Annotated in this window: 10 protein-coding genes and 7 tRNA genes; 12 read left to right on the top strand and 5 right to left on the bottom strand. The window is 53.0% G+C overall.

Annotation, left to right across the window (positions count from 1 at the left end; translation table 11 throughout):
- Positions 1 to 89: 89 nt before the first annotated feature.
- From chiQ to nagE, 4 genes are all read right to left on the bottom strand, one after another.
- Positions 90 to 422 (bottom strand): ChiQ/YbfN family lipoprotein, encoded by a 333-nt coding sequence (gene chiQ, locus OGW17_RS14860; RefSeq protein WP_071259744.1) that lies wholly within the window; start codon positions 420 to 422, stop codon positions 90 to 92.
- A gap of 49 nt (positions 423 to 471) precedes the next feature.
- Positions 472 to 1,878, bottom strand: a complete 1,407-nt coding sequence (chiP, locus tag OGW17_RS14865) for a chitoporin ChiP (RefSeq protein WP_071259746.1) — start codon at positions 1,876 to 1,878, stop codon at positions 472 to 474.
- A 443-nt stretch (positions 1,879 to 2,321) separates the two neighbouring features.
- Positions 2,322 to 3,989, bottom strand: coding sequence for a glutamine--tRNA ligase (gene glnS, locus OGW17_RS14870; RefSeq protein ID WP_012133322.1), 1,668 nt, complete (start codon positions 3,987 to 3,989; stop codon positions 2,322 to 2,324).
- 322 nt (positions 3,990 to 4,311) lie between these two features.
- Positions 4,312 to 6,261, bottom strand: a complete 1,950-nt coding sequence (nagE, locus tag OGW17_RS14875) for a PTS N-acetyl glucosamine transporter subunit IIABC (RefSeq protein ID WP_071259749.1) — start codon at positions 6,259 to 6,261, stop codon at positions 4,312 to 4,314.
- Positions 6,262 to 6,604: 343 nt separating this feature from the next.
- Between nagE and nagB the strand changes: the two genes are divergently transcribed.
- The 12 genes from nagB (at position 6,605) to OGW17_RS14935 (ending at position 13,480) form a co-directional block, all read left to right on the top strand.
- The gene (gene nagB, locus OGW17_RS14880; protein WP_012133326.1) at positions 6,605 to 7,405 is read left to right on the top strand and encodes a glucosamine-6-phosphate deaminase; all 801 of its coding nucleotides are present in this window, start codon (positions 6,605 to 6,607) and stop codon (positions 7,403 to 7,405) included.
- Positions 7,406 to 7,464: 59 nt separating this feature from the next.
- Positions 7,465 to 8,613 carry an N-acetylglucosamine-6-phosphate deacetylase gene (gene nagA, locus OGW17_RS14885; protein WP_012133327.1) on the top strand — a complete coding sequence of 383 codons (1,149 nt, stop codon included), beginning with the start codon at positions 7,465 to 7,467 and terminating at the stop codon, positions 8,611 to 8,613.
- 8 nt (positions 8,614 to 8,621) lie between these two features.
- Positions 8,622 to 9,842: a DNA-binding transcriptional regulator NagC gene (gene nagC, locus OGW17_RS14890; RefSeq protein ID WP_058668765.1), complete on the top strand. Its 1,221-nt coding sequence runs from the start codon at positions 8,622 to 8,624 to the stop codon at positions 9,840 to 9,842.
- 46 nt (positions 9,843 to 9,888) lie between these two features.
- Complete coding sequence (gene nagD / locus OGW17_RS14895) at positions 9,889 to 10,641, top strand: ribonucleotide monophosphatase NagD (RefSeq protein ID WP_012133329.1); 753 nt, start codon at positions 9,889 to 9,891, stop codon at positions 10,639 to 10,641.
- Positions 10,642 to 10,922: 281 nt separating this feature from the next.
- Positions 10,923 to 12,587, top strand: a complete 1,665-nt coding sequence (gene asnB, locus OGW17_RS14900; RefSeq protein ID WP_047458165.1) for an asparagine synthase B — start codon at positions 10,923 to 10,925, stop codon at positions 12,585 to 12,587.
- A gap of 222 nt (positions 12,588 to 12,809) precedes the next feature.
- A tRNA-Met gene (locus tag OGW17_RS14905) sits at positions 12,810 to 12,886 on the top strand.
- An 8-nt stretch (positions 12,887 to 12,894) separates the two neighbouring features.
- Positions 12,895 to 12,979 (top strand) — tRNA-Leu (locus tag OGW17_RS14910).
- A 23-nt stretch (positions 12,980 to 13,002) separates the two neighbouring features.
- A tRNA-Gln gene (locus tag OGW17_RS14915) sits at positions 13,003 to 13,077 on the top strand.
- A 36-nt stretch (positions 13,078 to 13,113) separates the two neighbouring features.
- Positions 13,114 to 13,188 (top strand) — tRNA-Gln (locus OGW17_RS14920).
- Between the two features lie 16 nt (positions 13,189 to 13,204).
- Positions 13,205 to 13,281: transfer RNA gene (locus tag OGW17_RS14925), tRNA-Met, on the top strand.
- Between the two features lie 6 nt (positions 13,282 to 13,287).
- A tRNA-Gln gene (locus OGW17_RS14930) sits at positions 13,288 to 13,362 on the top strand.
- A gap of 43 nt (positions 13,363 to 13,405) precedes the next feature.
- Positions 13,406 to 13,480, top strand: a tRNA-Gln gene (locus tag OGW17_RS14935).
- Positions 13,481 to 13,581: 101 nt separating this feature from the next.
- Here OGW17_RS14935 and ubiF read toward each other — a convergent pair.
- A complete protein-coding gene (gene ubiF, locus OGW17_RS14940; RefSeq protein WP_071259752.1) occupies positions 13,582 to 14,757 on the bottom strand; it encodes a 3-demethoxyubiquinol 3-hydroxylase in 1,176 nt (391 codons plus the stop codon).
- Positions 14,758 to 14,868: the final 111 nt, after the last annotated feature.

A 14,868-nucleotide genomic window follows, 5' to 3' on the forward strand; every position in this document is an offset into this window, starting at 1 on the left:
GCTTTTTTTATGCCTCCGAGCCGGTAGCAGTCTTAAAAAACGCAAACGGGCGGAGAGTTCTCTCCGCCCGCCATTAACCCGCCCTGCTTTTATTTGGCGCTATTTTTACTGCGAATTTCCTGCCAGATTTTATCGCAATCGGCGGTCACCGCCTGATCGTTCCCCGTACGCGTAGCCTGAATGCACTGCTGATAATCCAGCACGCGCACGCTCTCTTCTGTAGCAAACTGCTTGTGCTGGTCATCTTTCTTCAGCACGTTCAGTACACTCTGACAGGCCTCGATTTTCTCTGGCGAACCTTGCGCCGTATTGATGCAGGCGCTGTACGCCTCTTTTAACTGACTGTCTTCTTTGGACGCGGTTGGCTGCGCGCAGGCCACCAGTCCCGATGCCATCATGGCGATGAGTAACAGTTTTTTCATATCAGTGTCCTCAACGTTGCGGCAGACAAATCGCCTGCCGCAACGGGCATCAGAAAATAGTGAACGGAGCGATAACCATGAACTTCACGTCACGTTCATCCTGGAAGATGTTGCCGTAACCGCCGCCCCAGCTTGGGATGTTGGAGTGGTTGTCATATTCCGTGAAGTGCAGTTTAAACATGGTGCCTTTGGCACGGCCTTCCTGTAGGGTGTAGACCGCATCAAGGCTGTAAGAAGACTCTTCAATGGTACGGTTTTTGTCATAGTACGCATCCGGGGTAATCTGCCAGGTTGATGGCTTCGCGTCCCAGGCGTAAACGTATGACGCCCCCACTGCCCAGCCCGGCAGGTTCCAGTTTTTCAGATCGTACATCGCACCGAAGAAGACGGCTTTTTCGCCGTTGGCGTTAAAGTCTGAGCGGTTATCCCACCAGATATCCAGACGACCGTTTGAGGATGCGTAAGTTGGCGTCATACGTTGCAGGAAGTAACCTTGTTGACCGTCCGCCTTAACCCAGGTCCCTTCCAGGCGCAAATCGACGACTTCGGCCACTTTGTAACCGAAAGTCAGCGCCTGCAACCAGGCGGTGCCGTCATAAATATCGTTTACGCTGCGATCATCAACTTTGTCGCGCGCACCATAGAACTGATAGCTGGTGGTGAACGGGTTGCCGCCCAAATCAAATTTGTAGCTGGCTTTGGCAAAATACTGGTCGACATACCCTTCTGACTGACCAAATGCCGCTTCCAGCACGAGGTCATTTTTGAAATCGTATTTAGCGCCGATAGAGTGGAGGTAATCCACTTTGGTCTTTTTATCGGCCTGATAGAATTTATCAACATCGGTGTGCCACGGCGCTTTATATTGGTTGGCCCACATATAGGAGAAACTCAGCGCGCCCGCATCACCGTAGTCAAAATTCGCTCCGGCTTCCGCGCCCTGATAAGTACCCGGCATAAAGCTCCAGTGCGGCGCTAACAGCGTCTGACCGGTCGGCTGGATATACCCCGCACGCGCCCAGGTTGGCCCGTACTTAAATTTTGCCGCGGCTTTATAAAGGCTGATCCCGCTCTTATCGCCAGAATAATCCTCATCATAACCTTTATTCTTTTTCGAGAAGGCGATTTCGTTGGGGTGTCCGCTGTCGCCGTTTTCCGCCATTTCTATCGCGGTAAATGCCGCGATATCCAGACCGAACATATCATCCGCATAACCAGACTGGAAATCCAGGTTGGCGTTCCAGGTCGCGTGTGAAAGGTTGGTTTTATATTTGTCATCGTCGGTGACATCTTTACGGTCACGCTCACGCTGCCAGTAATAGATGCCGCCTGTTAACGTGGAATCGTCAATAAAGCCTTCGGCCTGAGCCTGTGGAACGACGACCAAACCTGACATTGCTGTGATACCGGCGATAGCCAGCGCCAGCGTACTACGTTTGCCACTAAACGTACGCATGTGTTAATCCTCTTTGACGTATAAAATGCTGCCGAACAAAAGCGGACAGCGAAAAATAAAAATGTAAAAGTAGCGTTGAGAAAAACCTCGCAGACTACAGTGAATAGACTATTTTTCGCGACGCGAATTATCAATCTCTTTCTGTAACGAGAATGTAAGAGTATGAGCAACCGCACATATTTCATTGCTTTCTGTTACATTTTCATCAGGCGCTAAAAAAGATGAACAAAAGTTAAAATTGTCTTGTTTTCCATGCACATGAAATCGGTTTCACATGAAATGATATTCATTCCATAAATTCACTATGCCAAAACTATTTTGTTGCGAAATTATTTTCCCGACGGCATTAATTCGCTCTGCAAACAGAGAGCGGGATGACAAAATGGAAAGGATAAAAAAACGCCGCAAAATGCGGCGTTGGAAGGTGATGTGATGCGGTGGCTTTACTCGCCCGCTTTAGCCCACGTATCGCGCAGACCTACGGTACGGTTAAATACGCGTTTATCCGCCGTTGTGTAGCGGCTGTCCAGGCAGAAGTAGCCTTCACGCTCAAACTGATACGCTTTACCCGCTACGGCGTTCTGCAACGACGGTTCCGCGTAACCCTGCTTAATCACCAGCGATTCAGGGTTGATCACGGACAGGAAGTCCTCTGCGGCGCCCGGGTTCGGCACGCTGAACAGACGATCGTACAGACGAATTTCAACCGGCAGCGCGTGTGCCGCGCTTACCCAGTGAATGACGCCCTTCACTTTACGGCCATCGGCAGGATCTTTGCTCAGGGTGTCCGCATCATAGGTACAGAAGATGGTGGTGATATTGCCTTCCGCATCCTTCTCCACGCGCTCAGCTTTCACCACATAGGCGTTACGCAGACGCACTTCTTTCCCCATCACCAGACGCTTGTACTGCTTGTTCGCTTCTTCGCGGAAGTCGGCACGATCGATCCAGATTTCACCGCTAAACGGTACTTCACGGCTGCCCATTTCCGGTTTGTTCGGATGGTTCGGCATGGTGACCATTTCGCTTTCGCCCTGCGGGTAGTTTTCGATAACCAGTTTCACCGGATCGATAACCGCCATCGCGCGCGGTGCGTTTTCGTTCAGATCTTCACGAATGCAGGACTCCAGCGACGCCATCTCAATGGTGTTGTCCTGCTTGGTAACGCCGATGCGTTTGCAGAATTCACGGATGGAGGCCGCGGTATAGCCACGACGACGCAGGCCAGAAATGGTCGGCATACGCGGATCGTCCCAGCCTTCAACATGTTTGTCCGTCACCAGCAGGTTCAGCTTACGCTTGGACATCACGGTGTATTCCAGATTCAGGCGCGAGAATTCGTACTGACGCGGGTGAACCGGGATGGTGATGTTGTCCAGCACCCAGTCGTACAGACGACGGTTGTCCTGGAATTCCAGCGTACACAGAGAGTGCGTAATGCCTTCCAGCGCATCGCTGATGCAGTGGGTAAAGTCGTACATCGGGTAGATGCACCACTTGTTGCCGGTCTGGTGGTGTTCGGCAAATTTAATGCGGTACAGCACCGGATCGCGCATCACGATAAACGGCGACGCCATATCAATTTTGGCGCGCAGGCACGCTTTACCTTCTTCAAAACCACCGGTACGCATTTTTTCAAACAGCGCCAGGTTCTCTTCCACGCTGCGATCGCGGAACGGGCTGTTTTTACCCGGCTCTTTCAGCGTACCGCGATATTCGCGGATCTGATCCGGCGTCAGCTCATCGACGTACGCCAGACCTTTGGTGATCAGCTCAACCGCATACGCATGCAGTTGATCGAAGTAATCTGAGGAGTAGCAAACGTTGCCAGCCCAGTGAAAACCTAACCACTCGACGTCGTTTTTGATCGAATCAACGTACTCGATATCTTCTTTTACCGGGTTGGTATCATCGAAACGCAGGTTGCACAGGCCCTGATAATCTTGCGCGATGCCAAAGTTCAGACAGATGGATTTCGCGTGGCCGATGTGCAGATAGCCATTCGGCTCCGGCGGAAAACGGGTGTGGATTGTGGTGTGCTTACCACTGGCCAGATCTTCATCGATGATCTGACGAATAAAGTTAGTCGGGCGGGCTTCAGCCTCACTCATCGTGGATTCCTCAAAGCGTAAACAACGTATAACGGCATATGATCTTATAAGCCGGACAGACTGACAACCTTTAGTTACTTAAAAAGTGGCTTTGAAGAAAATATGAGGGCTGATTGCTGTAAAAAAAAGCGACGGCGCTTTGCCGGATGACGGCTACGCCTTATCCGGCCTACAAACTGCGTCGAACCGTAGACCTGATGAGCGCAGCGCCATCAGGCGCATTTGCCGGATAGCGGCTATACCTTATCCGGCCTACAGGCTGCAAAAAAAAGCGGCGGAGGTTTCCCGCCGCCGCTCAGGCACAAACTCTACTCAGGAGCGATTATTTGCCTTTAATCTCATACAGTGGCGTTTGACCCGCAACCACCTGACCTTCAGCTTTAATCACCAGACCGCTGAAGTCGTCGATGTTGCTGCAAACCACCGGGCTAATCATCGAGCGCGCATTGGCGTTCAGGAACTCCAGATCCATTTCCAGGATCGGCTGACCGGCAACCACTTCGGCACCCTCTTCCACCAGGCGTTTGAAGCCCTGACCGTTCAGCGCAACGGTATCGATCCCCATGTGGACAACGATTTCCGCGCCTTTTTCAGTTTCCAGGCAGAACGCATGATTGGTGTTGAAGATTTTCACAATGGTGCCTGCCGCCGGGGAAACAACGGTTTTATCCGTTGGTTTCACCGCCACGCCGTCGCCAACCGCTTTGCTGGCGAACGCTTCGTCAGGAACCTGTTCCAGCGCAACCACGTCACCCGTGACTGGAGAAACCAGCGTCGCGATAGTCACCGCATTAGGAACCGCCTGCGGTTTTGCCGCCGGCGCCGCAGTCACTGGCGCGCTGTCAGCAGACGCTGCCGCAACCGGGCCACGCGCCACCACTTTCTTCATTTCGTCGCCGATAGATTCCGCTTTCGCGCCGACGATAACCTGGATGGTCTGTTTGTTCAGTTTCACCACGCCGGACGCACCAAGACGTTTACACATCGCATCGCTCACGCGAGCCGCGTCAGCAACGGTCAGGCGCAGACGGGTGATGCAGGCATCGATCGCTTTCAGGTTATCCGTACCGCCAACCGCAGCAATGTAGTTGGTCGCCAGTTGAGTCATACCTTCTTCAGTGTTGCTGTTCGCTTCGTCAGTCACGATATCGTCGTCTTTATCTTCACGACCCGGCGTTTTCAGGTTGAACACGCGAATTACCGCACTGAACAGCAGGAAGTAGATGACGAAGAAGACCGCGCCCATCACCAGCAGCATCCAGACGTTTTTGCTGGCCGCAGGCAGGCTATACATCAACACGTAGTCAATTGCGCCTGCGGAGAAGGAGAAGCCCGCATGAATACCCAGCAGCGTCGCGATGAACAGGCTGATACCGGTCAATACTGCGTGCAGGAGGTACAGCAACGGCGCCAGGAACATGAACAGGAATTCCAGCGGCTCAGTAACACCGGTCAGGAACGCGGTGATCGCAACGGACAGCAGCATACCGCCAACCATTGGACGACGCGCTTTCGGCGCAGCGAAGTACATCGCCAGCGCCGCACCCGGCAGACCGAACATCATGATCGGGAAGAAGCCGGACATGAACATCCCCGCCGTGCCGTCACCCGCGTAGAAGCGGTTGATGTCGCCGTGGAATACCGTACCTGCCGTGTTAGTGAACTCGCCAATCTGGAACCAGGCGATGGTGTTCAGCACCTGATGCAGACCTGTCGGGATCAACAGACGGTTGATGAAACCGAAGATACCGGAACCCAGCGCGCCCGCGCCGACGATCCATTCACCGCCCGAATGAATAGCGTGCTGAACCGGAGGCCAGACGTAACCGAAAATCGCCGCCAGCACCAGACAGAAGAAGCCCGTGGCGATCGGCACAAAACGTTTGCCGCCAAAGAAGCTCAGGAAATCAGGAAGTTTGATACCGGACCAACGGTTATAAACGGCGCCGCCCACCAGACCGGTAATGATACCCGCCAGGACGCCCATGTTGATTTCCGGGTTAATCGTCACCATCGCTTTGGTCAGGACGAAGTACCCGACCGCACCCGCCAGCGCTGCTGCACCCGCGCTGTCCTTAGACCAGCTGGATGCCACACCGATGGCGAAGATCAGTGCGAGGTTATCGAAGATCGCCCCGCCCGCCTGCGCGATAAAGGCGACATTCAGTAAATCTGGTTGACCGAATCGCAGCAACAGTGCCGCCACTGGCAGCACTGCGATAGGGAGCTGTAACGCCCTACCCAGTCGCTGGAAAAAACCTAAAATATTCATCTTATTCCCCCTACGAGACCCCGATTAGGCTTCTGGAAGCCATTTTTTTATTGTGCGACAAATCGTTAAAGCGTGATGTTTGGCAACAACGGTATGAATTATTCATCTACGCTCAGAGTGTGTGAAAAATTAATTCGTATCGCAAATTAAACGCGTGTTTTTTGTGATTTGAATCACCAAATATCGTTATTCACCCTCCCTTATACTGGCTAACTGCGAAAACTTATTTTATCATTCAAAAAATCAACACGGATTAGCGCCTGTCCATACGAATCCAGGTTACGCTTACTAACGTACAGATGCTCAATCCGCCAATTTATTACTTTTACTTTTGAGGTGAAGAATGAGACTGATCCCCCTGACGTCCGCAGAACAGGTCGGCAAATGGGCTGCTCGCCATATCGTTAACCGTATTAACGCCTTCAAACCTACCGCCGATCGCCCGTTTGTCCTGGGCCTGCCGACCGGCGGCACGCCGCTGACGGCGTATAAAGCATTAGTCGAAATGCACAAAGCGGGCCAGGTCAGCTTTAAGCATGTGGTGACGTTCAACATGGACGAATATGTTGGCCTTCCGAAAGAACACCCGGAAAGCTACCACAGCTTCATGCACCGCAATTTCTTCGATCACGTTGATATTCCGGCAGAAAATATTAACCTGCTCAACGGTAACGCGCCGGATATCGATGCGGAATGCCGTAATTATGAAGAAAAAATCCGTTCTTACGGTAAAATTCACCTGTTTATGGGCGGCGTAGGCAACGACGGCCATATCGCGTTTAACGAACCGGCTTCTTCCCTGGCTTCCCGTACGCGTATCAAAACGCTGACCCATGACACCCGCGTGGCAAACTCCCGCTTCTTTGACGGCGACGTCAATCAGGTGCCGAAATATGCGCTGACCGTAGGCGTGGGTACGCTGCTGGACGCAGAAGAAGTGATGATCCTGGTGCTGGGCCATCAGAAAGCGCAGGCGCTACAAGCGGCTGTCGAAGGCAACGTCAACCACATGTGGACCATTAGCTGTCTGCAACTGCATCCGAAAGCGGTCGTGGTGTGCGACGAACCTTCCACTATGGAACTGAAAGTTAAGACACTGAAATATTTCAACGAGTTAGAAGCCGAAAATATTAAAGGTCTGTAATGTTATCTCCGCCCTGTACGCAGACGCAGGGCGGCATTTTTTTGAAATCGGGGGTCGGAATGTATGCTTTAACCCAGGGCCGGATTTTTACCGGTCACGAAATTCTTGATGACCATGCGATTGTTGTCGCCAATGGCCTGATTGATCGCATCTGTCCAGTGGCGGAACTGCCGCCAGAGATAGAACAACGCGCGTTGAATGGGGCCATTCTCTCCCCCGGTTTTATTGATGTGCAATTAAACGGCTGCGGCGGCGTCCAGTTCAACGATACCGCTGACGCGGTGACTGTCGAAACGCTGGAAATCATGCAGAAAGCCAATGAGAAATCAGGCTGCACCAGCTACCTGCCGACGCTGATTACCACCAGCGACGATCTGATGAAACAGGGCATTCGCGTCATGCGTGAATACCTGGCGAAATACCCGAATCAGGCATTAGGTCTTCATCTTGAAGGTCCGTGGCTGAACCTGGTCAAAAAAGGCACCCATAATCCGAGTTTTGTCCGCCAACCTGACGCTGCGCTGGTGGACTTCCTGTGCGATAATGCCGATGTGATCACCAAAGTCACGCTGGCGCCGGAAATGGTGCCGGCGGAAGTGATCGCCAAACTGACGGCGGCGGGCATTGTGGTTTCAGCCGGTCACTCCAACGCGACGTTAAAAGAGGCGAAAGCCGGTTTCCGCGCAGGGATCACCTTTGCCACCCACTTGTTCAACGCGATGCCGTATATTACGGGCCGTGAACCGGGTCTGGCGGGCGCCATTCTTGACGATGCCGATATTTATTGCGGCATCATCGCGGATGGTCTGCATGTTGATTACGTCAACATTCGTAACGCTAAACGTCTGAAAGGTGACAAACTTTGCCTGGTGACTGATGCAACCGCCCCGGCGGGTGCAAACATTGAACAGTTCATTTTTGCTGGTAAAACAATATACTACCGTAATGGACTGTGTGTGGATGAGAACGGTACGCTGAGCGGATCATCATTAACCATGATCGAAGGCGTGCGTAATCTGGTTGAACATTGCGGTATTGCGCTGGATGAAGTGCTGCGTATGGCAACGCTCTACCCTGCGCGCGCGATTGGCGTCGATAAGCAGCTCGGCAGCCTCGCGCCGGGTAAAGTTGCGAACCTGACCGCCTTCACCCACGACTTTAAAATCATCAAGACCATCGTTAATGGTAACGAGGTCGTTACTGAGTAAGAGAAAGTATGACACCAGGCGGACAAGCTCAAATAGGTAATGTTGATCTCGTAAAACAGCTTAACAGCGCGGCCGTTTACCGCCTGATTGACCAGCATGGGCCAATCTCGCGTATTCAGATTGCCGAGCAAAGCCAGCTTGCTCCCGCCAGCGTAACCAAAATTACGCGTCAACTCATTGAACGCGGGCTGATCAAAGAAGTTGATCAGCAGGCCTCCACCGGGGGCCGCCGCGCCATCTCCATCGTTACCGAAACCCGCAATTTCCATGCTATTGGCGTGCGGTTGGGTCGTCATGACGCAACCATTACCCTGTTTGACCTGAGCAGTAAAGTGCTGGCTGAAGAGCACTACCCGCTGCCAGAGCGCACTCAGGAGACGCTGGAACATGCCCTGCTCAATGCCATCACCACGTTCATCGACAGTAACCAGCGTAAACTTCGCGAGTTAATCGCGATTTCTGTGATCCTGCCGGGTCTTGTCGATCCCGAAAGCGGCGTGATCCGCTATATGCCGCATATTCAGGTTGAAAACTGGGGATTAGTTGAAGCGCTGGAAAAACGTTTTCACGTAACCTGTTTTGTCGGTCACGATATCCGCAGTCTGGCGCTGGCCGAGCACTATTTCGGTGCAAGCCAGGATTGCGAAGATTCCATTCTGGTGCGCGTACACCGGGGGACTGGCGCCGGGATTATCTCAAATGGCCGCATTTTTATTGGTCGCAACGGCAACGTCGGAGAGATCGGTCATATTCAGGTCGAGCCGCTGGGCGAGCGCTGTCACTGCGGCAATTTTGGCTGTCTGGAAACCATCGCCGCCAACGCGGCCATTGAACAACGCGTACAGCACTTACTCAAGCAGGGCTACCAAAGTCGCGTTACGCTGGACGACTGCACGATTAAAACCATCTGCAAGGCAGCTAATAAAGGTGACAGCTTAGCGGCAGAGGTGATTGAACACGTTGGTCGTCATCTGGGCAAAACCATCGCTATCGCTATCAACCTGTTTAATCCGCAAAAAATCGTGATTGCCGGTGAAATTACCGAAGCGGATAAAGTGCTGCTGCCGGCGATTGAAAGCTGCATCAACACACAGGCGCTGAAAGCGTTTCGCAAAAATTTGCCGGTTGTCCGTTCCACGCTGGATCACCGCTCCGCCATCGGCGCATTTGCGCTGGTGAAACGCGCCATGCTCAACGGCATTTTGTTGCAACATTTGCTGGAAAATTAATGAGCTTTTATAGTGGCGCATTATGACTAAATCCTTTGGGTAGTTCATGACCATCAAGAATGTAATTTGTGATATTGACGGCGTGCTGATGCACGACAATGTTGCCGTACCCGGTGCGGCAGAATTTCTGACGGATGTAATGGAAAAAGGTCTGCCGCTGGTGCTGCTGACCAATTACCCTTCGCAGACCGGCCAGGATCTGGCGAACCGCTTTGCCACCGCAGGGGTTAACGTACCTGACAGCGTTTTTTATACTTCCGCGATGGCCACCGCCGATTTCCTGCGTCGTCAGGAAGGCAAGAAAGCCTATGTGGTCGGTGAAGGCGCACTAATTCACGAATTGTATAAAGCAGGTTTTACCATTACTGACGTCAATCCCGATTTTGTGATTGTCGGCGAGACCCGCTCCTATAACTGGGACATGATGCATAAAGCGGCCTTTTTCGTCGCCAACGGCGCCCGTTTCATCGCCACCAACCCCGATACCCACGGTCGTGGTTTCTATCCGGCCTGCGGCGCGCTCTGTGCAGGTATTGAAAAAATCTCTGGTCGTAAGCCTTTTTACGTCGGTAAACCCAGCCCGTGGATTATCCGCGCCGCGTTAAACAAAATGCAGGCGCACTCGGAAGAGACCGTTATCGTCGGCGACAATCTGCGCACCGATATTCTGGCAGGATTCCAGGCCGGTCTGGAAACCATTCTGGTGCTCTCTGGCGTCTCAACGCTCAACGATATCGACGACATGCCGTTCAGACCAAGCTGGATTTATCCTTCCGTCGCCGAAATCGACGTTATCTGAAAACGTCCCCCTGCCTGATGGCGCTGCGCTTATCAGGCCTACAATATTGTTCTGTTCGAATCGTAGGCCTGATAAAAAACATCGTTTAATAAAATCGCCATAAAATTATCGATTCATCAATAAACACGCTCATTACGTAATCTTTTTTCATCATTCAACAACTGCCATTGCATTTTTTGCTTTCATCACGCCAAATCTCTTGCGAACCCTGCGGCTTTGCGGCATTTTCATAAACAAGCAAACACAAAAAAGCACCACGCAACGGGTTAATGGAGAAGGTTATGTGTTCTATTTTTGGCGTATTCGATATCAAAACAGACGCGGTTGAGCTGCGTAAAAAAGCCCTTGAGCTGTCACGTTTGATGCGCCATCGCGGCCCAGACTGGTCCGGTATTTACGCCTGCGATAACGCGATTCTGGCACACGAGCGTCTGTCTATTGTCGACGTCAACGCCGGTGCGCAGCCGCTGTACAACGAAAAGAAAACACATGTGCTGGCCGTTAACGGTGAAATTTATAACCACCAGGCATTACGCGCGGAATATGGCGACCGCTATCAGTTCCAGACCGGGTCTGACTGTGAAGTGATCCTCGCGCTGTACCAGGAAAAAGGGGTGGAATTTCTCGACGACTTACAGGGTATGTTCGCCTTTGCGCTGTACGACAGCGAACAGGATGCCTGGCTGATTGGTCGCGACCACATCGGGATCATCCCGCTTTATATGGGTCATGACGAACACGGCAACTTTTATGTCGCCTCTGAAATGAAGGCGCTGGTGCCAGTCTGCCGCACGATTAAAGAGTTCCCGGCAGGCAGCTACCTGTGGAGCAAAGACGGTGAGATTCGTCAGTATTACCAGCGCGACTGGTTCGAGTTCGACGCAGTAAAAGACAACGAAACGGACAAAAACGTGTTGCGCCAGGCGCTGGAAGAGTCCGTCAAAAGCCACCTGATGTCAGACGTGCCATACGGCGTATTGCTCTCGGGCGGCCTGGATTCCTCTATCATTTCCGCCATCACCAAGAAATTCGCCGCACGCCGCGTGGAAGATCAGGAACGTTCGGAAGCCTGGTGGCCTCAGTTGCACTCCTTTGCTGTCGGTCTGGAAGGCTCCCCGGATCTGAAAGCCGCGCAGGAAGTGGCAAACCATCTCGGCACCGTGCATCACGAAATTCACTTCACCGTGCAGGAAGGTCTGGATGCGATTCGCGACGTGATTTACCACATCGAAACTTACGATGTCACCACCATTCGCGCCTCGACGCCGATGTATTTAATGTCGCGTAAAATCAAAGCGATGGGAATCAAAATGGTGCTGTCCGGCGAAGGTTCCGATGAAGTGTTCGGCGGCTATCTCTACTTCCATAAAGCGCCAAACGCCAAAGAACTGCACGAAGAGACCGTGCGTAAGCTACAGGCGCTGCATATGTTTGACTGCGCTCGCGCCAACAAAGCGATGTCTGCCTGGGGCGTCGAAGCCCGCGTCCCGTTCCTGGATAAGAAATTCCTTGATGTGGCGATGCGCATCAACCCGGAAGACAAAATGTGCGGCAACGGCAAAATGGAGAAACATATCCTGCGTGAATGTTTTGAATCCTACCTGCCCGCAAGCGTGGCATGGCGTCAAAAAGAGCAGTTCTCTGACGGCGTCGGCTACAGCTGGATCGACACGCTGAAAGAGGTCGCGGCAGAGCAAATTTCCGACCAGCAACTGGAAACCGCCCGCTTCCGTTTCCCGTACAACACGCCATCTTCTAAAGAAGCGTACCTGTACCGTGAAATCTTCGAAGAGTTGTTCCCGGTACCCAGCGCGGCAGAATGTGTGCCAGGCGGCCCGTCCGTCGCCTGTTCTTCTGCGAAGGCCATCGAATGGGATGAGGCGTTCAAAACGATGGACGATCCATCAGGCCGCGCCGTCGGCGTACACCAGTCCGCTTATAAATAAGTTATCGTGTTAAAAAGAGTCCTGCGGGGCTCTTTTTTTACGCCGTTTTTTCACCGCAAAAAACGATTAATAACCAATAATTGCCGAATATTGCGTCACGCTGTTCGCAACCTAACCAAACAGTCACATTCCGGCCATTTTCAATGAAAAAGAGGTTGACGCTTCAAGGCTCAATACGCATAATGCGCCCCGCAACGCCGATAAGGTAACGCGAAAAAAGATGGCTACGTAGCTCAGTTGGTTAGAGCACATCACTCATAATGATGGGGTCACAGGTTCGAATCCCGTCGTAGCCACCATCTTTTTTGCGGGAGTGGCGAAATTGGTAGACGCACCAGATTTAGGTTCTGGCGCCGCAAGGTGTGCGAGTTCAAGTCTCGCCTCCCGCACCATTCACCAGTACGCGTTGCACGGATGGGGTATCGCCAAGCGGTAAGGCACCGGTTTTTGATACCGGCATTCCCTGGTTCGAATCCAGGTACCCCAGCCATATTTCTTCGAGTTTGCGGATTGCCGCGACGGTCATTGGGGTATCGCCAAGCGGTAAGGCACCGGTTTTTGATACCGGCATTCCCTGGTTCGAATCCAGGTACCCCAGCCATCGAAGAAAACAATCTGGCTACGTAGCTCAGTTGGTTAGAGCACATCACTCATAATGATGGGGTCACAGGTTCGAATCCCGTCGTAGCCACCAAATTTTTGGGGTATCGCCAAGCGGTAAGGCACCGGATTCTGATTCCGGCATTCCGAGGTTCGAATCCTCGTACCCCAGCCAAATTTGAAAGACGTTCGGATGACGAACGCAAAGACCCAACCATTGGGGTATCGCCAAGCGGTAAGGCACCGGATTCTGATTCCGGCATTCCGAGGTTCGAATCCTCGTACCCCAGCCACATTAAAAAAGCTCGCTTCGGCGAGCTTTTTGCTTTTCTGCCCGGCGCGCCGGGGGGCGGTGTTGACCTGATAAGCGCAACGCTATCAGGCACAGAATATCCTACAACCCTAACGCATACTTCAGAGCCTGACGTTTCAACACGCCTGCGCGCTCTGCCGCCATCAATCCAATATTACGCATAACGCGCAGCGGCTGAAGATTATTGCTGAAACCGGCATAGAACAGATCCATTCCGCTTTGCATAATGAAGTTATCCGCCATGCGGCGCGTCTGATAGCGTTTCAGCACCTGGTGACTGGCCCAGACTTCGCCATGACTGCGGGCGCTGATCAACACATCCAGCAGCGCATCCACATCACGATACCCCAGGTTTACCCCCTGCCCGGCTAATGGATGAATGGTATGCGCCGCATCCCCCACCAGCGCCAGACCAGGCTGTACGTATTGCAACGCATGGCGGCGCGTCAGCGGAAAAGCGCCTGCCGCAACCGGTGTGACCGCCCCCAGACGCGACGGAAAATGTTGCATAATTTCCGCCTGCAACTGCGGCATACTCAGGTTCTGCAACTGGCGAATACGCGCCGGTGAGTCATACCACACCAGCGATGCCCAGTTGTCGAACAACGGTAAAAAGGCCCGTGGGCCGTCTGGCGTAAATTGCTGCCAGGTGCTGTCACCGGGCTCGCTCTCACACTGTACGGTAATCAGCATACAGGACTGAGCATACTGCCAGGCATGAATGCCAATCCCCGCCAGCTGTCGTACCTGCGAGTTCGCACCGTCAGCGCCGATCACCAGTTTTGCGGTAAGACGCTCGCCATCCGCCAGCTCCAGCTCATGTCGATCATTGTGGCGATGCAACGCAATCAGTGAAGCAGGCGCGCACAGCGTCACTTTCGGGTGCGCGTCCAGCGCCTGCCACAGCGCCTGTTGCAGCACGATATTCTCAACCATATAGCCAAGCAGCGGTAACTTAAGCTCGGCGGCGTCAAACACCACATGGGCGTTTTCCCACTCCCAGGTCTCCAGACGACGGTACGGATGGCTGCGCATCCCCTGCACCACATCCCAGACGCCCAGGCCTTTAAGCAGCGACACCGACGCCGCGCTGATCGCTGAAATACGCACATCAGGCTGGCTGTCGGCCACAAACGGCGCAGGCTCAGCATGTTCAATCACCGTGACGGTAAATCCATGCTGCGCCAGTCCCAGCGCCAGCGCGCCACCGACCATCCCCCCGCCAACAATGGCAATTTCCGTTGGTTGATTTGTCATGGTCACTCATCCTGTTACGTTGATAAGACAAGTTTACAGGATTTTTTACCTCTAAGGGCTGATAAGCGTCATACTGGTCACAACCGCGCCAAAGCATTACACTATGCGCCC

The organism is Citrobacter sp. CK181 (assembly GCF_030333595.1).
GTDB lineage: Bacteria > Pseudomonadota > Gammaproteobacteria > Enterobacterales > Enterobacteriaceae > Citrobacter_B > Citrobacter_B koseri.

Bases quoted from the DNA above. Each gene is read 5' to 3' on its own strand.
- chiQ (WP_071259744.1), bottom strand. From the start codon at position 422: ATGAAAAAACTGTTACTCATCGCCATGATGGCATCGGGACTGGTGGCC.
- nagD (WP_012133329.1), top strand. From the start codon at position 9,889: ATGACCATCAAGAATGTAATTTGTGATATTGACGGCGTGCTGATGCAC.
- nagA (WP_012133327.1), top strand. From the start codon at position 7,465: ATGTATGCTTTAACCCAGGGCCGGATTTTTACCGGTCACGAAATTCTT.
- ubiF (WP_071259752.1), bottom strand. From the start codon at position 14,757: ATGACAAATCAACCAACGGAAATTGCCATTGTTGGCGGGGGGATGGTC.
- nagE (WP_071259749.1), bottom strand. From the start codon at position 6,261: ATGAATATTTTAGGTTTTTTCCAGCGACTGGGTAGGGCGTTACAGCTC.
- asnB (WP_047458165.1), top strand. From the start codon at position 10,923: ATGTGTTCTATTTTTGGCGTATTCGATATCAAAACAGACGCGGTTGAG.
- chiP (WP_071259746.1), bottom strand. From the start codon at position 1,878: ATGCGTACGTTTAGTGGCAAACGTAGTACGCTGGCGCTGGCTATCGCC.
- nagB (WP_012133326.1), top strand. From the start codon at position 6,605: ATGAGACTGATCCCCCTGACGTCCGCAGAACAGGTCGGCAAATGGGCT.
- glnS (WP_012133322.1), bottom strand. From the start codon at position 3,989: ATGAGTGAGGCTGAAGCCCGCCCGACTAACTTTATTCGTCAGATCATC.
- nagC (WP_058668765.1), top strand. From the start codon at position 8,622: ATGACACCAGGCGGACAAGCTCAAATAGGTAATGTTGATCTCGTAAAA.